Here is a 23,812-nt window from a genome sequence, read left to right as displayed (position 1 = left end):
AAGGCGTGAATGGCCGGGACAAGCCCGACCATGACGATTGAAAGGGAGACCCACATGAAACGCGAAGACCTCACCGAAAAGCTGCTCGATATCAAGCGCGAGAAGGGCTGGAACTGGAAATACATCTGCGAAAAGATCGGCGGCTATTCCGAGGTGTTGATCGTCGGCGCGATCCTCGGCCAAATGAAATTGACAAAACCGCAAGCGGCGAATGCGGCGGAACTGTTCGGGCTCTCGAAGTCCGAGACCACCATGCTCAACGAGACCCCGATGCGCGGCATGCCGATGCCGCCGACCGATCCCCTGATCTATCGCTTCTATGAACTGGTGATGGTCAACGGCCCGGCATGGAAGGCGCTAATCGAGGAAGAATATGGCGACGGCATCATGTCGGCGATCGATTTCGACATGGTGATGGAGCGCCTGCCCAACCCGAAGGGAGACCGCGTCAAGATCACGATGTCTGGAAAATTCCTGCCGTACAAATATTACGGTGCCAGCGGCAACGTGCCGGAATACGGGTTTAAGGAGGGGTGACTTTGTCCTCGCGTAGCGAGGGCAAAGTCATTCCGGACGGCGCAAAGCGGCGATCTCAGATGCGCAATTGCGCATCGGGGAATCTCGAGATTCCGGGTCTGGTCCTGCGGACCATCCCGGAATGACGCCGCGCGTCACGTCCCCGCCTTCACCTGGGCGATCGCCTGCGCCATCAGCTCGATCATCTTGGCGCCGAGCTCCGATTCCGTGATGGTCTCGCCCTTGGCGGCGAGGTCCTTCGTCACCTTGTGGACCACGTCGCGGTCGCCGGCCTCGAAATCGGCCGCGACCACCTCCTTGGCATAGGCGGTCGCCGCGTCGCCCGTCAGTCCGAGCTTCCCGGCCACCCACAGTCCCAGCAGCCTGTTGCGGCGTGCCTGAGCCTTGAACTTCAGCTCCTCGTCCACGGCAAATTGCTTCTCAAAGCCTTCCTCGCGCTTGTCGAAAGTGGTCATTTTTGCGGTTCCAATCCCCGGTCGAATGGTAAACGCGGTCCGCGTTGCGGCAGGCTGCTTGGATACCTACATAAAGGCGGCGAATCGGCAAAACAACGGGCCGTTAGGCCGCAGGGCAAACGGTATAAGTTGGGCCCAATCGGGCCGGGTCGATTGTGCTGGATGGGCCAATCGGATAGGTTGGCATCAAGCTCGGTTCTTGTTCTGTTTCTTGTTCCCGGGCCTTCACGGCAGCTCCGTCGTGGGTCGCAAACCTTGTCATCCGGAGCACACCAAATTCATGGATTTCAACAAAACACGGTACATCCCAATGAGCCGTCGACGCCGCATTTATGAAGGCAAGGCAAAGGTCCTGTATGAAGGTCCGGAGCCGGGAACCCTGATCCAGCACTTCAAGGACGATGCGACCGCGTTCAATGCCAAGAAACACCAGATTATTGAGGGCAAGGGCGTCCTCAATAACCGGATTTCGGAGTACCTGTTTCAGCACCTCAACGACATCGGGGTGCCGACCCATTTCATCCGCCGCCTCAACATGCGCGAGCAGCTGATTCGCGAGGTCGAGATCGTGCCGCTGGAGGTGGTGGTGCGGAACGTGGCGGCGGGATCGCTGTCGCAGCGCCTCGGCATCGAGGAAGGTACCCAATTGCCGCGCTCGATCATCGAGTTCTATTACAAGAACGACCAGCTCAACGATCCCATGGTGTCGGAAGAGCACATCACCGCGTTCGGCTGGGCCACGCCGCAGGAAATCGACGACATCATGGCACTCGCGATCCGCGTCAACGACTTCCTGACCGGGCTGTTTCTGGGCATCGGTATCCGCCTGGTCGATTTCAAGATGGAATGCGGCCGGCTGTTCGAGAACGAGATGATGCGCATCATCGTCGCCGACGAGATCTCGCCGGACTCCTGCCGGCTGTGGGACATCAAGTCGAACGAAAAACTCGACAAGGACCGCTTCCGCCGCGATCTCGGCGGCCTGCTGGAGGCCTATACCGAGGTGGCAAAACGGCTGGGCATCCTGATGGAGAACGAGCGGCCGGCCGGCTCCGGTCCGGTGCTGGTGAAGAGCTGAGGTAGATCGGTGAAAGCACGCGTTACCGTCACGCTGAAATCCGGCATTCTTGATCCGCAGGGCAAGGCCATCGAAGGCGCGCTGAAATCGCTCGGCGTCGATGGCGTCGCCAGCGTGCGTCAGGGCAAGGTGTTCGACATCGAACTGTCCGGCTCCGACAAGGCCGAGGCGGAGGCGGCGCTGAAAGCCGCCGCCGACAAGCTGTTGGCGAATACCGTGATCGAGAATTACCGGGTCGAGGTTCTGAGCTGACCATGATTTTGGGCGTCGCGGCCAGCCGCGCGCTCACAGCCATCCGACGCGGCGAAATCGCCAGTACAATCCGACGCAGGCGACCAGCATCAGTCCCATGACGATGAAATAGCCGTACTCCAGCTGGAGTTCGGGAATGTACTTGAAATTCATCCCGTAGATTCCGGCAACCGCGGTCGGAACTGCGATGATGGCGAGCCACGACGCCAGCTTCTTGGAGACCGCGGTCTCCTGGGACTGGCCGAGCAGAAGGCTCGCCTCGAACGCGAACGCCAGCACTTCGCGCATTGAATCGATGTGCTCCTGGATGTTCCTGACGTGGTCGGTGACGTCGCGAAACAGCGTCTGCATGGTCGAACGCACCATCGGCAGATTGTCGTGTTCGAGCCGGCGGCAAACCTCCACCAACGGTCCGACCGCGTTACGGAGCCGCAACAGATCGCGGCGCAGCATGTAGAGCCGTTCGATCTGCGCCCGCGTGATGGTATTGGCCAGCACGTAATCCTCGATCTCCTCGACCTCCTCGTGGATCGTTTCCAGTACGGGGGAATAGTTGTCGACGATGAAATCGAGGATGGCGTAGAGGATATAATCCTCGCCTCGCGCCAGCGCGCGGGGACAGCTCTCGCAGCGTTCGCGCACCGCCGCATATGACGTCGATGCGCCGTGGCGCACCGAGACGAGATAGCCTTCGCCGACGAACAGATGCGTCTCGCCGAACGCGATCCTGCCGTCGATCAGTTGCGCCGTCCGCGCCACGATGAACAGGCCTTCGCCGTATTGTTCGATTTTCGGCCGCTGATGGGCATTGTTGGCGTCTTCGATGGCGAGATCGTGCAGGTCGAACTGTTTCTGCACACTGGTCAGGAGCGCCAGATCCGGCTCATAGAGCCCGATCCAGACCACATGACCGGGCTTGCTGCGCCAACTCGACGCCTCATCGATGGCAATATTGGCAACGCGCCGGCCGTCGACATAAACGCTGGCGGCGACTACGCCTTCGGAGGCGATCGGATCGGTTGCGGGGGTCGTCAGCGGCACAACATTCATGGTCTCAGTCCCGAGATGCTGTTGAGCCATGCTCCGACACAGAGCATTTCAGCAAGGCTAGCACTGGAAAAACCCCCGTCAATTGGTTATCTCTGGCCCATCGGCCGTCAGCCGCCGATTCCCGTTTTCCAGCCGGAACCGCCATGAAATCCGCCGTCCTCGTCTTTCCCGGAATCAATCGCGAGCGCGACATGGCGCGCGCGCTCAAGCTGGCATCGGGCCATGAGGCCGTGATGGTCTGGCATGCCGAGACCGCGCTGCCGAAGGGCACCGATCTCGTCGTCGTACCCGGCGGCTTCTCCTATGGCGATTATCTGCGCTGCGGCGCCATTGCCGCGCGCGCGCCCGTGATGGACGCGGTGCGTACGTTTGCGGCCGGCGGTGGCCTCGTGCTCGGCGTCTGCAACGGGTTCCAGATCCTCTGTGAAGCCGGGCTTCTGCCCGGCGTGCTGATGCGCAATGCACGGCTGAAATTCATCTGCCAGGATGTTCACTTGAGGGTCGAACGCTCGGACACGCCGTTCACCCGCGGCTACAATGCCGGACAGGTGATCCGCGTGCCGGTGGCGCATGGCGAAGGCAATTACGAGGCGGACGAAGAGACGATCAAGCGGCTCGAAGGCGAGGGGCGGGTGCTCTATCGCTATTGCTCGGCCGATGGCGTCGTCGACGAGACCTCCAACATCAACGGCGCGGCGGATTCGATCGCGGGCATTGTCAACGAGCGCGGCAATGTGCTCGGCATGATGCCGCATCCGGAAAACCACGTCGAAGACATCATGGGCTGCACCGACGGCCGCGGTCTGTTTGCAGGCCTGGTGGCACATCTGGAAGCCGCGGCGTGAAGCTTTTAACGACGACGCTGCTCGCGGCTGTCGCCGCGTTATCGGTTACGGCTGCTCACGCCGAGGACTATCCAAAACATCCCATCACCATGATCGTGCCGTTCGCGGCCGGCGGCACCTCGGACGTGATCGCGCGCGCCGTCGCCGAGGAGATGGGCCAGTCGCTGGGCCAACCGGTCGTGATCGAGAACGTCGCCGGCGCCGGCGGATCGACCGCGCTGGCGCGGGCAGCGCGCGCGGAGCCCGACGGCTACACCATTGCGATCGGCAATGCCGGTACCAGTGCCGCGACCTACACGATCTATCCAAAACTGCCGTTCACACCGGAATCCTTCGCGCCGATTGCCATGGTGGCGAAGACCTTTGGCATCGTCGCGCTGCGCAAGGATTTTCCCGCCAAGGAGCTGAAGGACTTCATCGCGTACGCGAAAAGCAATCCTGGCAAGATCAATCTCGGCCATGCCGGCATCGGCTCGTCGAACTTTTTGATCTGTAAGAGCTTCGTCCAGGCCGCGGGCATCGATGTGACCCTGGTGGGCTATCGCGGCGCGGCGCCTGCGCTGACCGATGCGATCGGCGGCCAGATCGACGGCGTCTGCGACGCGGCGGCGTCGGTGTCGCAGGCGATCGACGACAAGCTCGTCCGGGGCCTGGTGGTCGGCTCGAATGTGCGGCTCGCAACGCTGCCGGCTCTGCCGACCTCGGCGGAGGCAGGCCTTCCCGAATTCGAGGCGCAGGGCTGGAACGGCCTGTTTGCGCCGAAAGGCACGCCGCCCGAGATCATCGCGAAGCTGAACGCGGCAGCGCGGACCGCGGTGGAAAGCGACGCGGTCAGGAAGCGCTTTGCCGATTTGTCGACGGTCGCGCCCGATGCCAGCGAGCATGCGCCGGAAGTCCTCGGGCAATTGGTGACGCACGACGTCGAGAAATACCGCAAACTGCTGGCAGATCAGAAGTAGCGGTTCGGGCTTTCTGGCTTGGCCGCTGCCTCACACCGTGCGGTTTCGATTGATCCATCGTCTCAAACCGTCTTTCGGCATGGTCATGGCGGCGACGCCGGCCATCACCAGCAGCAGGCCGAGCGCGAGATTGGACGGCACGGTTTCGCCGACCAGCAGCACCGACAGGCCGACGCCGATGGGGATGCGCAGATAGCCCTGCGCGTTGGTGGTCAGCGTGCCGAGCCGCGTCAGGCACATGTAGAACAGCATCAGTCCGAGCGCGCTCGAGAAAATTCCCATGGTGACGGTGGCGGCGAGTGCGTGCGCCGTCGGCCGCAAGGTCCAGGGATGGTCGATGATCAGCGACGCCGGCAGCAGGATGCAGCCGCCGAACAAAAGCGAGCCCGCCGCCACCACCATCGGGTCGTAGTCGGAGAGCCGCAGTCCGAAGATCGTGGCGCAGGCAAAGGAGACGGTGGCGAGCAGGATCACGATCTCGGCAAAGATATTGCTGCCGAGGCCGCCCAGCGCGTCGAGGCCGATGATCGCGGCGGTTCCGGCAAGCCCCAGGACGGCGCCGGCGAGCTTGAGCAGCGTGGCCGGTTCGTGCCGGGTGATGCCCCAGGTGATGACGAAGGCGAAGATCGGCGTCGTCGAGGCCAGCACCACGGTGATGGACGCCGGCACATATTGCTGCGCCCAGGTGATCATCAGGAACGGAATCGTCGAATTGATGGTCTGCTGGAACGCGAACAGCTTCCAGGCCTTGGCGTCGGTCGGAATCCGAATGCCGCGCGCGCGCAGGATGACGAGCAGGAAACCGGCCGCGATCAGCGAGCGTGCCGAGATGAAGGTGATCGGCGGGATCGAGCCGAGGCCGATCTTGGTCAGCGGATAGGTCGAACTCCAGCAGCACGCCAGCGCCAGCAGCAGCGCATAATCACGCCAGCCGCGATGCTTCTGAGGGAGAGCCCGAATCACATCAGGTGGCAACGGCGCTGGCCACCGCCGGCGCCTTGCGCTTCACCCGCTTGATGGTGCCCGAGAACGTGAACAGCGACCGTTCGCCGGATTTCAGCACGCCGCGCAAAAAGATCAGCGAGCCGCCGGCGCGGGTGATTTCGCCCTCGCATTCGACCAGTTCGCCCTCGCGCGCGGCATCGAGGAATTCGCAGCCAAACGACACCGTCACGCCGGGTCCCTGCAGCACCGAGGACGCCAGCGCGAACAGGCAATAATCCGCAAATGTCATGAAGCAGCCGCCATGGACGTTGCGCATGCCGTTGAGGTGCTTTTTCTCGACGCGGAATGCGCAGCGGACGCGGCCGTCTTCCTCGACCCGGTGCCAGAACGGCCCGTTATGGGTCTCAAAGCTATCGCGGCTCCAGGTCCGCCAGCCGGCGAATTCGCCCTCGGTTTCGACGTAGAGATCGGGGCGCTTGACGAATGCGGTTTTGGATAGCTCGTTCACGAAATATGGGCCTTTATCCGGGTGTTTCAGTCCTTAAATCCGATCCATCCGGGTTGTGCAAACCCTCATCCTGCGACCAGCGGCCCCAAAACTCTGGACAGGGCGGAAATGCGCCATAAAAGGCCTTTTCGCACCCCTTCGATCTTCCTAATAAGGGACCCATGAACGAACCCCAGATCACCCCCGAACTCGTCGCCAGCCATGGGCTCAAGCCGGACGAGTATGAGCGCATCCTGAAACTGATCGGGCGGGTGCCGAGCTTCACCGAACTCGGGATTTTCTCCGCGATGTGGAACGAGCACTGCTCGTACAAATCCTCGCGTATCCACCTGAAGGGCCTGCCGACCAAGGCGCCCTGGGTGATCCAGGGCCCGGGCGAGAACGCCGGCGTGATCGATATCGGCGATGGCCAGGCGGTCGTGTTCAAGATGGAGAGCCACAACCACCCGAGCTACATCGAGCCCTATCAGGGTGCCACCACCGGCGTCGGCGGCATTTTGCGCGACGTCTTTACGATGGGTGCGCGGCCGATTGCGTGTCTGAACGCGCTGAGCTTTGGCGCGCCGGAGCACCCGAAGACGCGGCATCTGGTGTCCGGCGTCGTCGCCGGCGTCGGCGGCTACGGCAATTCGTTTGGCGTGCCCACGGTCGGCGGGGAGGTGCGTTTCCACACCCGCTATGACGGCAATATCCTCGTCAACGCGATGGCGGTCGGCCTTGCCGAGACCGACAAGATTTTTTATGCCGCGGCCTCCGGCGTGAACATGCCGATCGTCTATCTCGGCTCCAAAACCGGGCGCGACGGCATTCACGGCGCCTCGATGGCCTCGGCCGAATTCGACGACGATAGCGCCGAGAAGCGCCCGACCGTGCAGGTCGGCGATCCCTTTGCGGAAAAGCTTCTGTTGGAAGCCTGCCTCGAGATCATGGAAGCCGATTGCGTGATCGCGATCCAGGACATGGGCGCGGCGGGTCTGACCTGTTCCGCGGTCGAGATGGGCGCCAAGGGCGACCTCGGCGTCGATCTCAATCTCGACGCGGTGCCGACGCGCGAAACCGGCATGAGCGCCTATGAGATGATGCTCTCGGAAAGCCAGGAGCGCATGCTCATGGTGCTCAAGCCCGAGAAGGAAGAAGAGGCCGAGGCGATCTTCAGGAAATGGGGATTGGATTTCGCCGTGGTCGGCTACACCACGCCGAGCAAGCGTTTTGTGGTCAAGCATGGCGGCGACGTCATGGCTGATCTGCCGATCAAGGAATTGGGCGACGAGGCGCCGCTCTACGACCGGCCGCATGTGCCATCCGCGCCGTTGCCCGTGATCCATGCGCGCGACGTGAAGCCACCGGTCGGAATTGCGGCCGCGCTGGAAAAATTGATCGGCACGCCCGAGCTCTGCTCGAAGCGCTGGGTCTGGGAGCAATACGACCACGTCATTTTGGGCAATACCGTTCAACGTCCCGGCGGCGATGCCGCCGTCGTGCGCGTGAAGGACGGGCCGAAGGGGCTGGCACTGACCGTCGACGTGACGCCACGCTATTGCGAGGCCGACCCGTATCAAGGTGGCATGCAGGCGGTGGCGGAAGCCTGGCGCAACATCACGGCCGTGGGCGGACGGCCGCTCGCGATCACTGATAATCTCAATTTCGGCAATCCGGAGCGGCCCGAGATCATGGGGCAGTTCGTCGGCTGCCTGAAAGGCATTTCGGAAGCCTGCCGCACGCTCGATTTCCCGGTCGTGTCCGGCAACGTCTCGCTCTACAACGAGACCAACGGCCGCGGCATTTTGCCGACGCCCTCGATCGGTGGCGTCGGCCTGCTCGACGATTTCACGAAATCCGCGACGCTGGCGTTCAAGGCGGCCGGCGACGCGATCCTGCTGATCGGCGATACCCATGGCTGGCTCGGCCAGTCGGTGTATTTGCGCGATATCTGCGGCCGCGAAGAGGGCGCGCCGCCACCGGTCGATCTCTCGGCCGAAAAGCGCAATGGCTGCGTGGTGCGCGGCATGATCCACGCCGGCACCGCCACGGCCGTGCACGACGTCTCCGACGGCGGGCTTTTGGTCGCACTCGCCGAGATGGCGATCGGGAGCGGCATCGGCGCGCAGCTATTGGCGGCGCCTGCGGCGATCGTGCCGCATGCCTATTGGTTCGGCGAGGATCAGGCGCGCTACATCGTGACGGTCCCGGCGGAGCAGGCCGGCCTGGTGCTGGCGAAGATGAAGGGCGCCGGTGTGCCCTGCGCGCGTATCGGCACCACGGGCGGCGACACGATAGAGGTCGCCGGCGAAGCGCCGGTGACAATCAAGGCGCTCAACACGGCGTTCGAGGCCTGGTTGCCGACCTATATGAGCGCCAAGGTGTTCTGAAACGCTCTATCCTCGTCATTGCGAGGAGCGAAGCGACGAAGCACTCTTTCGGCGGCGAGATGGATTGCTTCGCGGAGCCTGTCATCGGGCGCGCATTCGCGCGACCCGGTGGCTCGCAATGACGATGTTGAGCTACCTGACGTCTCTCACAACACCTGCGTCGCGCCTGGAATCTTGCGCAGCGCGGCCGTCGCAGCCCAGCTCAAAGCGACGGTCAGGACGAACGCGATCGCCGCCTTGACGATGGCGGAAAGATTGAGATCGAACAGCCAGTATTGCAGCCACAGCACGATCGGGTAGTGCACCAGGAACATGCCGTAGGCGTCGGCCTGCATCGGATCGAGCATACTCCAGCCCGATTGCTTGAACCGCAGGAAATAGGCCAGGATCACAAACAGGATGGCCACGCTGAAGAGGGCGAAGGAGAAACCATAGTCCGCTTCGTACCATTCCGGCAGCCGCACCGGATTCCCCAGTATTTCACGCTTGATATAGATCAGCACCCACATCAGGCAATACGGAACGAGCGCCAGGACTACCCAGTTCGACGTGCGCTTCGCCAACTCTCCGTCCGCCGCCAACAGCCCGCGATCCATATGCAGGACGCCTACGCCGGCGCCGAAAAAGAAATAGGTGGCATAGAGCAGCACGCGGCCATGCTGGACCGAGAACGGCCCGAATTCGAACCAGCTGCCAGCGCCAAAGTGAATTCGCCCGGGAACATAGAGCGCGGCTGTGACAGCAAACATCACGACGAAGAATTCCCCCGGGCGATCGTGACCGTTCAGCGACAGGCGATTGATCGACTCGAGCAGGGTGGGTGACAGCCGAAACAGCAGACATGCGACGAGATCAAAGCCGAACAGGACCCAGAGGAACCAGAGCGGTCCGCTCGGCCAGGGGCCGACGGTGATCGTGTTCCACCAGAACTCGGCGAAGCCGATCTCGGGATGCTCCCGCAGCGAGATGGCGTAGTAGGCGATCGGAATGAGCGTAAACGCGCAGATCACGAACGGCAGGCCAAGCCGGGTAAGGCGATCGCGCAAATAGTTCAGCGGTCCCTTGCGCGCAATGCCCGGCCACGCGAACAGTCCGGAGAGGAAAAAGAACATCGCCATGAAGAAGCTGTCGGTAGCAAGCACGATCATGTCGAAGCCGATCCACGACTTCGGATCGGTATGGCCGAAATAGGTGTAGGGGATGACCGCATGGTGGAGGAGGACCACGAGGGTCAGGAAGGTGCGCGCGCGGTCGATGGAGAAGTTGCGGACTTTGGCTTTCGGCGCGGCGTGAACGTCCGCTGTCGTGGCGTTGTGGGTGATGGATGACATGGGCGCACTCGGCAGGTGATGGCACCGAATGTTGCTACCGGGAGCCCGATTCAGCAAGGCTAATTCGACAGATTTGGAACGGCGTCGACCCCGGATCTCGCTTTGCTCGCCCGGCCTTGTGCCGGGCATCCACGTCTTCCTTCTAGGAATCAAAGGCGTGGATGGCTGGGACAAGCCCGGCCATGACAAAGTGGGGGATCATGGGCGCGCTTTCTTGGAGGCGCTCAAGCCCTCACGCCACTTCCTCGATCGTGACCTTGTCCGGGTAGAACGCCAGATGGCCTGATATCTCGGCCATGGCCGGGAAGGGCGTCTCGTAGGTCCAGATCGAGTTTTCGATGCTCTTGCCGTTGGCGTTGATGCTGAAATAATTCGCATCGCCCTTGTAGGGGCAGTGGGTGGTCCGCTCGGTACGGGCGAGCAACGCCATATTGGCGTCCTGGCGCGGCACATATTGCACGGCCGGATAGCTCGCTTCTTTCAGGGTCAGCGCATGGGTGGTTTCGGCAATGACCACGCCGCCGGCCGAGATGCGGACGCGCTTCGGATTTGCCGTAATTGTGATCGGATGGTCGGGACCGGGGAGTTTCATGGTTTTGAGCCTCTTTTTCGGTCAGTCCTTTGTGATCGGACCTGCCGGATCCTGCGGGTTTAAAACAATTGGACCGGGAATATAGTGCAGGGATGGGTGACCTAGAAGGGTGTACGCGCTAGGTTTGGCTTTCACGGTCGCGAGAGCCGGCCGTGATTCGAAACATCTGATGGAGGTCTCCTGGAATGCCGATGGACGCCCACGATATCGAATCGATGATCAAGGCAGCCATACCCGATGCCGAGGTGACGATCCGCGATCTGGCCGGTGACGGCGACCACTACGCCGCGACCGTGATTTCGGAGTCCTTCCGCGGCAAGTCGCGCGTCCAGCAGCACCAGATCGTCTACCAGTCGCTCAAGGGACAAATGGGCGGCGTGCTGCACGCGCTGGCGCTGCAGACCGGAGTGCCGGAAGCCTAGGCCCGGCGGAGGAAGCGGGGCGCATCGATGGCGGACAACCCACGCGGGGCGCTGTTTCGTGTCATTGTGCCGAACCAGCACAGCCGCGTCACTTACGCCGAGCTGTTCTTCGATCTCGTCTTCGTTTATGCGGTCACCCAGATATCTCACATGCTGCTCGGCCGGTTCACGCCGCTGGGTGCCGTCCAGGTCACGCTGCTGTTCCTCGCGGTCTGGTGGGTCTGGGTCTACACCACCTGGGTTACCAATTGGCTCAATCCCGAACTGACGCCGGTCCGGATTCTGCTGTTCCTGCTGATGCTCGGCGGCCTCGTGTTGTCGACCTCGATCCCGACGGCCTTCGAAGGCCGCGGCCTCTGGTTCGCGATCGCCTATGCGACGATGCAGGTCGGCCGGACCCTGTTCTGGCTGGTCTCGACGCCGCCGGAGCGGATGCCGGTGCGGCACAATGCAATCCGCATCCTGATCTGGCTGTCGGGGTCGGCAATTTTTTGGGTGCTTGGCGGCTTCGCGGACGGACCGTCGCGGCTATGGCTGTGGGTTGTGGCGCTGACGATCGAATATATCGCGCCGGCGGCCCTATTCTGGATACCGAAACTGGGGCCGTCGTCGGTCGAGGCCTGGGCCGTCGAAGGCGGCCACATGGCGGAGCGCTGTGCGGGCTTCATCATCATCGCGCTCGGCGAAGCGATCGTCGTCAACGGCGCGACGTTTGCCGATCTGACCTGGACCCGCGACATTGTCGCGGCCTTCCTGTCCGCGTTTGTCGGCAGCATCGCGATGTGGTGGATCTATTTCCACAAGGGCGCGGAGGCCGGTTCCGAGCTGATCTCGAAATCGGCCGAGTCGGGCCGGGTGGCGCGGCTGGCCTATACCTATCTGCACATGCCGATCGTCGGCGGCATCATTTTGTCGGCGGTGGCCGACGAACTGGTGCTGAAACATCCGGGCGGCCATACTGACATCCGGACGGTCGTGAGCGCGATCGGCGGCCCGCTGCTGTTCCTGGTCGGGACCATCCTGTTCAAACACTCGATCCGCGGCTTTCTTCAGCTCTCGCACGGCATCGGGATTATTGCGCTCGCCGGACTGGCGTGGTTCGCCGGCGATCTGTCGCCGCTGATGCTGTCGTTCCTGACGACTGCGATCCTGATCGTGGTCGCGGTATGGGAATCGTTGTCGCTGCGGTCGGGTCCCAAAGAATAGCGGGATATTTTTGCTGCGCGGGGCCGTGTTCTCAATCCGCAGCCGCCAGCGCGTGAACCGAAAACATCCGGTCCTGGTCGGTCCAGGACTCCCGCACCTTCCAGCCCGAGTCGCAGGCGAGCGCGGTGAAACGCTCGAGAGAGTATTTATAGCTGCTCTCGGTATGGATGCTCTCGCCGGGACGGAATGAGAAATTCCGCCCGAGGATGCGCACGGTCTGCGATTTCTTGCTGATCAGGTGCATCTCGATGCGATGACGGTCGCGATTGTAGACCGAGCGGTGCATGAAGGCCGAAAGATCGAAATTGCCGCCGAGTTCGCGGTTGATGCGCACCAGCACATTGAGATTGAAGCGCGCGGTGACGCCGGCGGAATCATTGTAGGCGTCATAGAGCACGCGCTCGTTCTTTTCGAGATCGACACCGATGATCATCTGCGCGCCGGCGCCCAGAATTTCGCGCGCGCTGCGCAGGAAGGCACGGGCCTCATGCGGCTCGAAATTGCCGAGCGTCGATCCCGGGAAGAAGCCGACCTTGGCCATTCCGGCGATATCTTCCGGCAATGCGAACGGCGCAGTAAAATCCGCCGCCACCGGATAAACGTCGAGGCCGGGAAAATCCTTGCGCAGCGCATCGGCCTGCGCATTGAGGAAATCGCCGGATATATCGACGGGGACGTAGGCGCCGAAGTCGCAGCGTTCCAGCAGCAGCCGGACCTTGGTGGTCGCACCTGCGCCGAACTCCACCAGCGCAGCGCTCTGCGGGATGATATCGGCGATCTCGTTGCCGCGGCCACGCAGGATGCCAAGTTCGGTCCGGGTCGGATAATATTCCGGGAGCACCGTGATCTGTTCGAACAGCTCGGAGCCCGCGGCATCGTAGAAATATTTCGGCGACAGCCGTTTCGGATGCTGCGCGAGATTTTCGATCACGTCGTCGGCGAACACCGAGGTCGCTTCGTCGAACGCGTGCGCTTTGGCCAAAGCGGGGGCATGCACATTCATGATACTCTCCTGAACGCGCTTTCCCGCGCGGTTGTGATCGTCATCTGGGGCTCAGGCGTAGTCGGCGAGGCGCAATCCCGTGAATTGCCAGCGGTGGTGTGGATAAAAGAAGTTGCGATAGGTAATACGGCTATGTCCGGCCGGAGTTGCAAGCGAGGAGCCGCGCAGCACCAATTGGTTGACCATGAACTTGCCGTTGTATTCGCCGAGCGCGCCTTCGATGGCGCGATAGCCGGGGTAGGGCGAGTACCAACTGCGGGTCCACTGCCAGACGATGCCAAAGGCGTCGTTCAACTGCCCGGCGCGGGCGGCGACTTCCCATTCCATCTCGGTCGGCAGGTGGCGCCCGCTCCAGCGTGCGAACGCGTCCGCCTCGTAATAGCTGACATGGCAAACCGGCGCTGACGGATCAATCGGCTGCAATCCGCGCAGCGTCATGATCCGCCATTCGCCGTCGGCTTCACCGTCCGCTTGGCGCCAATGGCCGGGCGCCTGCCACTCTTCGTTGTTCGCTGCCGCAAAACCGTCCATCAGCCACAGCGTCGCGGTCGAGTAGCCGCCGTCCTTCATGAAGGCGAGCCATTCGGCGTTGGTAACGAGGTTGCGGGCCAATTTGACCGGCCCTACCAGCGCACGGTGGGCGGGCTTTTCATTGTCGAAATGAAAGCTGTCGTCGGTGTGGCCCACCGTGTGGATGCCTTCATTGAGAGTGACCCATTCGTCACTGCCGCGGGTCGAGCCCGGGAAACGCCACGCCGGATCGTAGGCCGGCGGGATCGGATTTTGCGCAAAGGCGTGCAGGATGTCGGTCAGCATCAATTCCTGGTGCTGCTGCTCGTGATTGAGGCCCACCTCGACCAACGGGACCAGCCTCGCGAGAGTGTCTTCGGCGGCGGTCTGGAAGAATTTCACGATCGCCGCGTCGACATGCCGGCGATAGGCGGTGACTTCGTCGGCGCTCGGGCGGGTCAAATGGCCGCGCTGGTGACGGGCATGCCGGGGACCGGCGCTGACGTAATAGGAATTGAAGAGGTAAGCGTAGTCGGGGTGGAAGGGCGTGTAGCCCTCGCAATGCTCGCCCAGCAAGAATTGCTCGAAGAACCAGGTGGTATGGGCGCGGTGCCACTTCGCCGGGCTGGCGTCCGGCATCGACTGGATCAGCTGGTCCTCGGGGCTCAGGGGCGCGGCGCGGCGCTCGGTCTCGTCCCGGACGGCGAGGTAGGCCTCCACCAGATTCTGGGCGAGGCTGCCGGAATCGGCAAAAAGGGTGGGGGAGGAGGCGGAAATGGCGGCCGCAGCAGATACTGGTTTCGTCACTGGTGTCTCCGGTAGGGGAGAGAACGTTGCTTCGGCGAACTGGTTCCTGACGGACAGTCCGTCCTAGATAGGGGTTCCCGTTCAGGAAAAAAGCCTCTCGCGGCGATGATATTGATGCCGTCAGACTATGGCCCGACCCGTCTGGTGGGGTGGTTGCCAGGCCCACGCATGCCAGATGCCCGCCATTTTACTTTGGATGCACAACGGTTTGGGCTACATATATGGTCAGTGTCGGGTAAAACGGGACGAGCCGGCCCGTAAGGCAAAGCCGCAGGGGGCAGCGCCCCAAAAGGAAGCGAATATGAGCATCGAACAATTTATCGACAACGAAGTGAAGTCGAACGACGTCGTGCTGTTCATGAAGGGTACGCCGCAGTTTCCGCAGTGCGGTTTCTCCGGCCAGGTGGTGCAGATCCTCGACCACGTCGGCGTCGGCTACAAGGGCCTGAACGTCCTCGAATCCGCCGACCTGCGCAACGGCATCAAGACCTATTCGAACTGGCCGACCATTCCGCAGCTCTACGTCAAGGGCGAGTTCGTCGGCGGCTGCGATATCATCCGCGAGATGTTCCAGGCCGGCGAATTGCAGCAGCTGTTTGCCGACAAGGGCGTCGCGATCAACGCGACGGCCTGAGCTTGGCGGCGCGCCAGATCGGCCAGGCGCGGCTGGAAGTCATCGTTGCCGACATCACGACATTAAGCGTTGACGCCATCGTCAACGCGGCCAATTCGTCGCTCCTGGGCGGAGGCGGCGTCGATGGCGCGATCCATCGGGCGGCCGGGCCCGAACTGCTTGCCGAATGCCGCACCCTGGATGGCTGCGAGACCGGCGATGCCAAAATCACCCAAGGCTACCGGCTCAAGGCCCGGCATGTGATCCACACGGTTGGGCCGGTGTGGAATGGCGGCGACCTCGGCGAAGACGATTTGCTCGCCTCCTGCTATCGCCGCTCGATCGAACTCTGCCAGACGCATGGCCTTGCCTCTGTTGCCTTTCCCGCGATTTCAACCGGTATTTATCGTTTCCCGGCCGATCGTGCGGCCGGTATCGCGGCCAAGACCGTCGTCGATGCGCTGGCCGACGCACCCGCGGTGACGCGGGTGATCTTCTGCTGCTTCTCCGAGGCCAGCGGGTTGCTGCACGAGGAGGCGCTGGCCCCGTTCGGCAGCCCTTGTGCCTGATCACGCCGCCGCTACACTCCCCGAAATGATTGGGAGCGGGTGATGATTTCACGTCATGTATTACATGTATTACGTTCGATGTTTTGCGGCGCGGCACTTGCCTTGCTGGCGGCCCCCCAGGCGCACGCCGAAGGCACCTTCGATATTCCCGCCGGCGCGCATTTCAACCCCGACAAGCTGGCGAAAGTCGGCGACTTCTTCAAGAACGAGGTGGCGACCGGCAAGATTTCCGGCGCCATCGTCCTGATCCAGCAGCACGGCAAGCCGGTCTTTCACGAATCCTTCGGCGTCCAGGACGTCGTCTCCAAGGCGCCGATCACTGACCAGACCATCTTCCGCCTGTCTTCGCTGACCAAGGTGATCACCTCTGTTGTGGCGATGCAGTTGATCCAGGACGGCAAGATCAAGCTCGACGATCCCGTCTCGAAGTACATTCCCTCCTTCGCGAATATGAAGGTCGGCGTGGAGAAAAAGGCCGAGGACGGCACCAAGACGCTCGAACTGGTGCCGCTGACCCGGCCCATCACCATTCTCGATCTGATGCGTCATACCTCCGGCATCACCTACGGCTTCTATGGCGACAGTCTGGTGCGCAAGGCCTACAGGGAGGCCAACCTCTACGCGGGCGATTTCGACCTTGCCGAGTTCGCCGAGCGGATCGCAAAGCTGCCGCTGCACAATCAGCCAGGCGCGCTCTGGCAATACGGCCATTCCACCGACATCCTGGCGCGGATCATGGAGATCGTGTCCGGAAAATCATTGCTCGAGATCGAGCGGGAAAAGCTGCTCGATCCGCTCGGCATGACCGACACCGGCTTCTTCGTTACCGAACCGGAGAGGCTGCAGCGGCTCGCCCAGCCGCTGCCGAACGACAGTGATTTCCGGGTCGGCCGCCTATACAGGACCGAGGTTCGCCAGAAATGGGAATCCGCCAGCGGCGGCATGGTTTCGACCATGTCGGACTTCTCGAAGTTCGCGCAGATGCTGGCCAATGGCGGTACGTTCGAGGGCAAGACCTATCTCAGCCCGAAGACGTTCGAACTGATGGCATCGGACCATATCGGCAAGGGCTCCGGTGTAGAGCGCGATTATTTCTATTTTCCCGGTGACGGCTTCGGCATGGGGCTTGGGTTTGCTGTGCGCACCGATCCCGGTAACGCCAAGCCGCCGCCGCCGGGATCGCTCGGCGAACTGAAATGGGACGGCGCCGCCGGCTGCTACATGGTAGTCGACCGCAAGCAGGACATGTTCTTCGTACTGCTGGAGCAGACGCCGACCGAGCGCCAGCGCATCCAGCGCACGCTGAAACAGTTGATCTATGAGGCGATGGAGAACTGACGGTTTTACATCGCGCGCGACGATTTCTATTTCCCGGGCGCCGACAGCGGCTTTGGCTTCGGTTTTGCGGTGCGCACGTCCACGCCGCCGAACACCGCGTGGCCAACGGGCGAATACCGCTGGGACGGCGTTGCCGGCACCTTCTTCTTCATCGACCCCAAAGACGATATGTTCGCGATCTGCATGATGCAGACGCCGTCGCAACGCGGGCGGATTCAGAACGAGTTGAAGGCGCTGATTTACCAGGCAATGGGAAGGTGAGCCTAGGCCCCGCGCACGATCTCGCGCACGAGGCCAACCGTCTCCTCGACCATTTCAGCCGTGACGTCGAGATGGGTGCAGGCCCTGATCCGGCCATCCATCATCGCCAGCAGCACGCCGCGCTTGCGCAATTCCGCGACCATCTTGTCGCCGCTGACGCCGGCGCCATCGGGCCTGAAGAACACCAGATTGGTCTCGGGCTGCTGCACTTCGACGCCGTTGAGTTGCGACAGGCCGCGGGCAAGCGCGCGGGCGTTGGCATGATCCTCGGCAAGGCGGTCGACATGGTGGTCGAGCGCGTAGACGCAGGCCGCGGCGCAAATGCCGGCCTGGCGCATCGAGCCGCCGAGCCGCTGCTTCCAGCGCCAGACGTCGTCGATGAAGTCGCTGCTGCCGGCGATCACGCCGCCGATCGGCGCGCCGAGGCCTTTTGAGAAATCGATCCAGGCCGAATCCCATCCTGCCGTCATGTCGCGTGCGTTGATGCCGGTCGCGACGGTGGCGTTGAGCAGCCGCGCGCCGTCCATGTGGGTGGCGAGGCCGTTCGCTTTCGCGATTTTTGCGATCTCGTCGAGATCGGCCTTCTTCCAGATCGTACCGCCGCCGATATTGGCGGTCTGCTCGACGCTGACGACAGTCTGCGGCGGCTGGTAACGCGAGCGCGGATGCAGGGCCGAGCGGAAGGTTTCCGGCGAAAACTGTCCGTCGGGGCCCGGCAGCGGCGTGATCTGGAAGCCGCCGAGGGCTGCATGCGCGCCGCCTTCGCGGGCGATGATGTGGGCGCTGAAATGCGCGAGAATCTCGTCGCCCGGCCGGCAATAAGACAGCGTCGCTGCGACGTTGCACATGGTGCCCGAGGGCATGAACACCGCGGCTTCCTTGCCGAGCAGTTCGGCCACGCGCTCGCACAAAAGGTTCACCGTCGGGTCGTCGCCGATCTGCTCGTCGCCGACTTCAGCCGTCGCCATCGCCTCGCGCATCGCAGGCGTTGGGCGGGTTTGCGTATCCGACAGCAGATTGACGCGGACGGGTGTTGCCTTGGGATCGCGCGGGGCAGGGGTGTAGTGCATGGCATTCCTCTCCGGCGTCATTCCGGGTTCGCGTCTTCGACGCGCCCTGGAATGACATCAAACAGACCCGACGACAATCGAGTTGATGATCGATCTTACCCAAACAAAAAGGCCCCGGCAAAACCGGGGCCTTCGATATGTCGACCTTGCAAACCGATCAGCGCGAATAGAATTCGACAATCAGATGCGGCTCCATCTGCACCGCGAACGGCACGTCCGACAGCGCGGGGATGCGGGTGTATTTCGCCGTCATCTTGGAGTGATCGACCTCGAGGAAATCGGGCACGTCGCGCTCGCCAAGCTGGACCGCTTCCAGAACCGGGGTGAGCTGCTTGGAAGATTCCTTGACCTCGACGACGTCGCCGACCTTCACCTTGTAGCTGGAGATGTTGACGCGGTGGCCGTTCACCTTGATGTGGCCGTGGTTGATGAACTGGCGCGCGGCGAACATGGTGGCCACGAACTTGGCGCGATAGACCACGGTGTCGAGACGGCGCTCGAGCAGGCCGATCAGGTTTTCACCGGTATCGCCCTTCATCCGGCCGGCCTCGACATAGATGCCGTGGAACTGGCGCTCGGAGATGTTGGCGTAATAGCCCTTGAGCTTCTGCTTGGCGCGCAGCTGCACGCCGAAGTCGGACAGCTTGCCCTTGCGGCGCTGGCCGTGCTGGCCGGGACCGTATTCCCGGCGGTTCACGGGGCTCTTCGGGCGGCCCCAGATATTCTGGCCCATACGGCGATCGATCTTGTATTTCGCCTCACTGCGCTTTGTCATCGCGTCCTCTATGGCATAGCCATCGCGCATGCGATGGCGTTCTGTTTCAGGTTTGAGGAAACGCGCCCTCCTGTGCGCCGGGAATTTCCCGGTGCCGACAGGTCCGCCTCAGAAAGCTCCGGGGTGAACCACGGGTCGCGAAACGCAACGCGGGCCGAAACCGGCCCGCGAGCAAGCGGGTTCTAAGGGAGAAACGGATGTCTTGTCAACGAAAGAGACCCGGGTTCCCTGGTCGTCATTCCGGGGCGATGCGCAGCATCGAACCCGGAATCTCGAGATTCCCCGATGCGCAATTGCGCATCTGAGGTCTGGTCCTGCGGACTATCCCGGAATGACGGCCAAGAGGCCGTCAGGTCGCGACCGCCCGGACCGATTTGGGCTCGGTTTGCTGGCGAATGGCGCGTAATTCGCCGGATATTTCGGTGTTCAGCACCTGTTCCAGCCGGGTCAGCGCCCTGGCCATGAGGGCGGCGTCGGTAATCCGGTGGTCCCAGCGCAATATGACGTCGACGGTCTGGTCCGGCTTCACCACGCCGTAGCTGAGCACAAAGGGTCCCGGGCCCAGCGCATACAATTCACCCGGGCCGAAAGCCGCCACCGAGGTCACACCGAAGCTGCCGAAATAGTTGGCGCGCTGGCGGGCCCAATTGAGGCCGATCCACCAGAGCAGACGGCGAACCAGCAGCGGCAGCCGGGTCGCCAGCAGCATCTTCCGGAACGCCGGCACCTCGTCGACCGGCGCTTCCTTGGCGTGCCGGAGTTCGGCATCGACCTCGGTCAGCGGCGCTTCGTCGGGCGCGTTGACCTTTTGCAGCAACACGCAATCCTGGCCGTCTTCCACCCGCGCGATCGTTACCATGGCAATGCTGCGCGGCAGTTCGTAGAGGCGGGCGTAGGGCCATTTGACATAGAGCGTGCGCAGAGCGGGTTCGTCTTGCGCCACCAGCGCAAATGCCTTGACGAAGATCGCCGCCCACCCCGGCGGCCGCTGAAGCTGCGCGCGAACCTCGATCAGGTTACGAATATTGAGCGGACGCGCCAGCGAGACAAAAGGCACGCGAATCGATGCGTGCATGAGGTCGGCAACGAGGCGGCGCGGGATTGTTATTTTTCGGATCGTTCCGCGCATGCTCCGCTCGAGTTCTCGCTATACATAAATCAAAAAAATAGCCCGGCGCGCCCAACAGCAGTACGCCAGCCCCTGATCTAGCACGAACCAGCCGGCTTGACGCCAGATGGTTCTGGTCTGCGGCGCCGGCGAGGCCAACGGCTTGGTCTTGTCCACGACATAAACCCCAAGCACTTTCAATGCCTTGTCGCCATGAACTTTGGCGTCATGCACCGTGCCGGCCGGTATCATATAGGACTCCCCCGGCCTTTAGATGCTGGTCCGGTCTGCCCTCGACGATGAGTTCGGCTTCGCCTTCCAGCAGATACCCCATTTCGACGCCCGGATGGGTATGACGTCCGGCGCTACTGCCCACGGGGATTTCGGCAATCCTTCCAATGGGAAAGAGCCTAGCAGCGCACGCGGCGCGGGAGAAGCAGGCGAGGCGGCGTTCAGCGCTTGATCCCCGCAAAACTTGCCGCGATGCCACGTTGAAACAGCGACCAGTCGAAGCCGAGCGCCAGCGCCAGATAGCCGCGATCGATCATCGCATTGGCCTGTTCGGCGGTGCGCGCGACGCCGCCGATCGGCACGCCGCTTTTCAAAATGCCTTCCTCCGCCCGCTTCATCAGTGCGACCACCTGGGGATCATCGGGCAGGCCGCGCTTGTTGATCGAGGTGGCGAGATCGCCGGGTCCGATCACCGCAAGGTCGATGCCGGGGACAGCCATGATCTCGTCGATGCGCTCGACCGCCTCGACATGCTCGATGGTGATCCCGCAGATCATGTCGTCGTCCGCGGCTGCCATGTAATCGGCCATCGAGACGCCCCAGCGGAACGGGGCGTGGAACGGGCCCCACAGACGGTCGCCCTTCGGCGGATAGCGCACGCTGCGCACCGCCTTTTCGGCATCGGCGCGGCTGCAGATCATCGGAAAATTGATGCCGAGCGCGCCGAGATCCATGGGCGCTTTCGCAAGCCAGGGCTCGTTGGCGGCAATCCGCACCCACGGTACGCAGGGCGTGCCCGCGGTCGCTGTGATCATCGCATGCGCGGAGCCCAGATCGATCGGGCCGTGTTCGAGGTCGACGATGATCCAGTCGAGCCCCGAACGCGCCATGATCTGCACGGTCTGGATGCTGGGGATGGTCGCAATCGCGCCGAAGGTCGGCCGCTTCTCGCGCCATTCCTTGCGCAGACGGTTGAGGGGGAGGGGTGCGGAGGTCAAATGCAAAACTCCGTTCGGCGGGTAGGGCGGATTGGAGCCCAGCGGGTCCGCGCGAGGCGCGCCGCGCAGGATAGCACATCATGCGCCGGTGTTAACGGAGCTACCCGCTCCCCGCGTCATTGCGAGGAGGCGCAGCGACGAAGCAATCCATCTATCCGCTCGCTGAGGCATGGATTGCTTCGCTTCGCTCGCAATGACGGGGTGAGATTTCGGATTCAATTGTCGAACTGCGAGAGGATGCGCGTCGCTCTCTCCGCGTCATTGCGAGCGAAGCGAAGCAATCCATTTCTCGGCTTGCTGAAGCATAGGTTGCTTCGTCGCTTGCGCTCCTCGCAATGACGGGGTTAGATTTCGGATTCAATTGTCAAACAGCGAGAGGATGTGTGTCCGCATTCTCGCGGCGCGATGCGCCCGAGCTTTGCGTCGATTTTCACCCTCGAGGAGAACAAGAGGGCGCAGGGAAAGCCGGATGCGCGCTGCACCCGCGGTCTCGTGTGCAAAGTGCACAAAGGAAAGCGCACACGAGCAAACAGGTTCAGCGGAGAACACCCGGCCTTCCCTGCGCAATGGTTTTACGGCTTATAGCGTGCTCTCCCCGGTGAACGGGCTTTGTTGCCACCGTCGCCATGCGGATCGCTCCACACGACTTGACGCCAGCATCGGGGCGTCAGGACCACACGACTTCGCCGTACGCGTCAGCCACGCTCGTCAGTCGCAGCATCTGCGTCCACCGCATCCCACCGCGCGTTCGTGACGATCGCGACCCGCCCCTCTCATCGGGTGAGACACGCGGAGCTAAACCACTGATTTGCCCGACGGCGAAAGCGGAATATTTTTCGCGGGAGGGCTGGACAGGATTTGGGTGATTTGCCCGTCGCGTTGTTTTGTCGCGGCCGGATGGCGAGATTTCGCTTGCGTGCGAGGCGACGCAGTTCGTGTTTAGCGATTTCGGCTTGAAAGAATTGTGGGGTGACAGGAAGCACGACGCACTGAACAGACTAAAGTGCAGAACAGAGTAAAGTGCACTGTCGCCGTAATTCGTCAATCTAGGCTGACGGCCTTTCACGTTTGCGTCACAGACGATATCGATGCTTCAACCTTGGAAGGCCAAGCACCTAAACCAATTCGTTCGGCAGCTATCGAATTGCAGCAAGCGCCGGTCGACCTGACGGACCGCTCGGCACAACCGCGCCGTTCCGGGTTTGGATAGCCTTGACCGAATTTTCAAACGCCTTTTCCAGCACACCCTTGCCGATGGTTCCGAGCACGAAACCGAGGATCCATCCCCTCAGGTTCTTGCCCTCGCGGACGACGACCACGTCAATGTCGGTGGTGCCGTCGGGTCGGCGTGTAAAGGTGTAGGCGTGGCCGGACGCGCCGCCCCACAGGTTGGAGTCGGTCGTCGTGAGAACCACGTGACCTGGATCGGACCAGTCGTAGTGTAAACGCTCCCAGACTCCGCCCGAGCCTTCCGTGACGTCGGCCTGCGAGTGGCTTCGGTGATGCACTTTGAGGTACCCGTCTGCACTGTTGGAAAACAGCTTCGAGCGGCCAGGCCCGAAGTCGGTAAGCCCGGCGACAAATTGCTCCGGCGTCAAAATTGTCGTCCGATGGAGATGAATCGTGGACATGTGCGCTCCTTGTTGCATCCGTTCGAAAAAGCAGCCTGGCCCCGAGTTGGGGGAGGAAGTCGCCCAGTCAATAAGATGACGAGCAACATCCAATCAAATTGCCGAGAGTGATCTGTGCAATGCTGATCGTGCTGGAGCCTTCAGCCGACGGAGGGCGTGCGCGAAACGAAAGGCGCCGCCAATGAGGGCGGCTTCCCGGAATTGTCGTCTGTGGCTAGGGCGTTCGGCTGTCGCATAATTGCACCGATGACAATGTTTTACTTGAACCGATACACAAGTCGGATCATTATAGCTAATGCAGTCATATTGTACCGATTGTACTGAGTATCTGCAAAGATTCTGCGAGCAA

At 62.2% G+C, this 23,812-nt stretch carries 24 protein-coding genes and 2 pseudogenes; 12 read left to right on the top strand and 14 right to left on the bottom strand.

The window, feature by feature from the left end; genetic code table 11:
• Positions 1-54 precede the first annotated feature (54 nt).
• The gene (gene cynS, locus NL528_RS30220) at positions 55-537 is read left to right on the top strand and encodes a cyanase (protein ID WP_309178019.1); all 483 of its coding nucleotides are present in this window, start codon (positions 55-57) and stop codon (positions 535-537) included.
• A 134-nt stretch (positions 538-671) separates the two neighbouring features.
• Here cynS and NL528_RS30215 read toward each other — a convergent pair whose 3' ends face one another.
• Positions 672-992: a DUF1476 domain-containing protein gene (locus tag NL528_RS30215; protein ID WP_309178018.1), complete on the bottom strand. Its 321-nt coding sequence runs from the start codon at positions 990-992 to the stop codon at positions 672-674.
• Between the two features lie 310 nt (positions 993-1,302).
• On the opposite strand from NL528_RS30215, the gene purC reads away from it, so the two are divergent.
• Together purC and purS are read left to right on the top strand one after the other, a co-directional pair.
• Entirely contained in the window at positions 1,303-2,070 is a 768-nt protein-coding gene (gene purC, locus NL528_RS30210; RefSeq protein ID WP_309178017.1) for a phosphoribosylaminoimidazolesuccinocarboxamide synthase, read from the top strand.
• 9 nt (positions 2,071-2,079) lie between these two features.
• Positions 2,080-2,322, top strand: coding sequence for a phosphoribosylformylglycinamidine synthase subunit PurS (purS, locus tag NL528_RS30205; RefSeq protein WP_309178016.1), 243 nt, complete (start codon positions 2,080-2,082; stop codon positions 2,320-2,322).
• A gap of 33 nt (positions 2,323-2,355) precedes the next feature.
• Here the strand turns inward: purS and corA are convergent, their stop codons facing one another.
• The gene (gene corA, locus NL528_RS30200) at positions 2,356-3,372 is read right to left on the bottom strand and encodes a magnesium/cobalt transporter CorA (RefSeq protein ID WP_309178014.1); all 1,017 of its coding nucleotides are present in this window, start codon (positions 3,370-3,372) and stop codon (positions 2,356-2,358) included.
• Positions 3,373-3,515: 143 nt separating this feature from the next.
• Between corA and purQ the strand changes: the two genes are divergently transcribed.
• A complete protein-coding gene (gene purQ, locus NL528_RS30195; protein ID WP_309178012.1) occupies positions 3,516-4,217 on the top strand; it encodes a phosphoribosylformylglycinamidine synthase subunit PurQ in 702 nt (233 codons plus the stop codon).
• Entirely contained in the window at positions 4,214-5,176 is a 963-nt protein-coding gene (locus NL528_RS30190) for a tripartite tricarboxylate transporter substrate-binding protein (protein ID WP_309178011.1), read from the top strand. Before purQ ends, NL528_RS30190 begins: the two co-directional genes overlap by 4 nt.
• A gap of 30 nt (positions 5,177-5,206) precedes the next feature.
• On the opposite strand, the gene NL528_RS30185 is transcribed toward NL528_RS30190, so the two are convergent.
• Both NL528_RS30185 and NL528_RS30180 read right to left on the bottom strand, forming a co-directional pair.
• Entirely contained in the window at positions 5,207-6,139 is a 933-nt protein-coding gene (locus NL528_RS30185) for an EamA family transporter (protein WP_309178010.1), read from the bottom strand.
• Position 6,140: 1 nt separating this feature from the next.
• Entirely contained in the window at positions 6,141-6,629 is a 489-nt protein-coding gene (locus NL528_RS30180; protein WP_309178009.1) for a PaaI family thioesterase, read from the bottom strand.
• 161 nt (positions 6,630-6,790) lie between these two features.
• On the opposite strand from NL528_RS30180, the gene purL reads away from it, so the two are divergent.
• Complete coding sequence (gene purL, locus NL528_RS30175) at positions 6,791-8,998, top strand: phosphoribosylformylglycinamidine synthase subunit PurL (protein WP_309178008.1); 2,208 nt, start codon at positions 6,791-6,793, stop codon at positions 8,996-8,998.
• A 146-nt stretch (positions 8,999-9,144) separates the two neighbouring features.
• Here purL and NL528_RS30170 read toward each other — a convergent pair whose 3' ends face one another.
• Together NL528_RS30170 and NL528_RS30165 are read right to left on the bottom strand one after the other, a co-directional pair.
• Entirely contained in the window at positions 9,145-10,329 is a 1,185-nt protein-coding gene (locus tag NL528_RS30170; RefSeq protein WP_309178007.1) for an acyltransferase, read from the bottom strand.
• A 232-nt stretch (positions 10,330-10,561) separates the two neighbouring features.
• Complete coding sequence (locus NL528_RS30165) at positions 10,562-10,921, bottom strand: DUF427 domain-containing protein (protein ID WP_309178006.1); 360 nt, start codon at positions 10,919-10,921, stop codon at positions 10,562-10,564.
• Positions 10,922-11,106: 185 nt separating this feature from the next.
• Between NL528_RS30165 and NL528_RS30160 the strand changes: the two genes are divergently transcribed.
• Together NL528_RS30160 and NL528_RS30155 are read left to right on the top strand one after the other, a co-directional pair.
• Positions 11,107-11,343 carry a BolA family protein gene (locus tag NL528_RS30160; protein WP_074274988.1) on the top strand — a complete coding sequence of 79 codons (237 nt, stop codon included), beginning with the start codon at positions 11,107-11,109 and terminating at the stop codon, positions 11,341-11,343.
• Between the two features lie 27 nt (positions 11,344-11,370).
• Positions 11,371-12,549 (top strand): low temperature requirement protein A, encoded by a 1,179-nt coding sequence (locus NL528_RS30155; protein ID WP_309178005.1) that lies wholly within the window; start codon positions 11,371-11,373, stop codon positions 12,547-12,549.
• A 31-nt stretch (positions 12,550-12,580) separates the two neighbouring features.
• Here NL528_RS30155 and egtD read toward each other — a convergent pair whose 3' ends face one another.
• Together egtD and egtB are read right to left on the bottom strand one after the other, a co-directional pair.
• On the bottom strand, positions 12,581-13,552 hold the full coding sequence (egtD, locus tag NL528_RS30150; protein WP_309178004.1) for an L-histidine N(alpha)-methyltransferase: 972 nt from the start codon (positions 13,550-13,552) through the stop codon (positions 12,581-12,583).
• A 51-nt stretch (positions 13,553-13,603) separates the two neighbouring features.
• Positions 13,604-14,869 carry an ergothioneine biosynthesis protein EgtB gene (gene egtB, locus NL528_RS30145; protein WP_309178003.1) on the bottom strand — a complete coding sequence of 422 codons (1,266 nt, stop codon included), beginning with the start codon at positions 14,867-14,869 and terminating at the stop codon, positions 13,604-13,606.
• A 301-nt stretch (positions 14,870-15,170) separates the two neighbouring features.
• On the opposite strand from egtB, the gene grxD reads away from it, so the two are divergent.
• The 4 genes and pseudogenes from grxD to NL528_RS30125 form a co-directional block, all read left to right on the top strand.
• Positions 15,171-15,503, top strand: a complete 333-nt coding sequence (gene grxD, locus NL528_RS30140) for a Grx4 family monothiol glutaredoxin (RefSeq protein WP_309178002.1) — start codon at positions 15,171-15,173, stop codon at positions 15,501-15,503.
• Positions 15,500-16,051, top strand: coding sequence for an O-acetyl-ADP-ribose deacetylase (locus tag NL528_RS30135; RefSeq protein WP_309185071.1), 552 nt, complete (start codon positions 15,500-15,502; stop codon positions 16,049-16,051). The genes grxD and NL528_RS30135 overlap by 4 nt, the downstream gene beginning before the upstream one ends.
• Positions 16,052-16,129: 78 nt before the next feature.
• On the top strand, positions 16,130-17,389 hold the full coding sequence (locus tag NL528_RS30130) for a serine hydrolase domain-containing protein (RefSeq protein ID WP_375144082.1): 1,260 nt from the start codon (positions 16,130-16,132) through the stop codon (positions 17,387-17,389).
• 9 nt (positions 17,390-17,398) lie between these two features.
• Positions 17,399-17,650 (top strand): annotated as a pseudogene (locus NL528_RS30125) (serine hydrolase); the annotation flags it as partial.
• 2 nt (positions 17,651-17,652) lie between these two features.
• On the opposite strand, the gene NL528_RS30120 reads toward NL528_RS30125, so the two are convergent.
• The 6 genes and pseudogenes from NL528_RS30120 to NL528_RS30095 all read right to left on the bottom strand — a co-directional run bounded on the left by NL528_RS30120 (position 17,653) and on the right by NL528_RS30095 (position 23,463).
• Positions 17,653-18,720, bottom strand: a complete 1,068-nt coding sequence (locus NL528_RS30120; RefSeq protein ID WP_309178000.1) for a threonine aldolase family protein — start codon at positions 18,718-18,720, stop codon at positions 17,653-17,655.
• Between the two features lie 157 nt (positions 18,721-18,877).
• The gene (gene rpsD / locus NL528_RS30115) at positions 18,878-19,495 is read right to left on the bottom strand and encodes a 30S ribosomal protein S4 (RefSeq protein WP_309177999.1); all 618 of its coding nucleotides are present in this window, start codon (positions 19,493-19,495) and stop codon (positions 18,878-18,880) included.
• A 349-nt stretch (positions 19,496-19,844) separates the two neighbouring features.
• On the bottom strand, positions 19,845-20,624 hold the full coding sequence (locus NL528_RS30110; protein ID WP_309177998.1) for an acyltransferase: 780 nt from the start codon (positions 20,622-20,624) through the stop codon (positions 19,845-19,847).
• A 120-nt stretch (positions 20,625-20,744) separates the two neighbouring features.
• Positions 20,745-21,003 (bottom strand): annotated as a pseudogene (locus NL528_RS30105) (cupin domain-containing protein); the annotation flags it as partial.
• 52 nt (positions 21,004-21,055) lie between these two features.
• Positions 21,056-21,832 (bottom strand): aldolase/citrate lyase family protein, encoded by a 777-nt coding sequence (locus NL528_RS30100; RefSeq protein WP_309177997.1) that lies wholly within the window; start codon positions 21,830-21,832, stop codon positions 21,056-21,058.
• 1,136 nt (positions 21,833-22,968) lie between these two features.
• Positions 22,969-23,463 carry a hypothetical protein gene (locus tag NL528_RS30095; protein ID WP_309177996.1) on the bottom strand — a complete coding sequence of 165 codons (495 nt, stop codon included), beginning with the start codon at positions 23,461-23,463 and terminating at the stop codon, positions 22,969-22,971.
• Positions 23,464-23,812 lie beyond the last annotated feature (349 nt).

The organism is Bradyrhizobium sp. Ash2021 (genome assembly GCF_031202265.1).
GTDB lineage: Bacteria > Pseudomonadota > Alphaproteobacteria > Rhizobiales > Xanthobacteraceae > Bradyrhizobium.
Note: the sequence above shows the minus strand (reverse complement) of the source record. Positions and strands in the feature narration are given on the sequence as shown.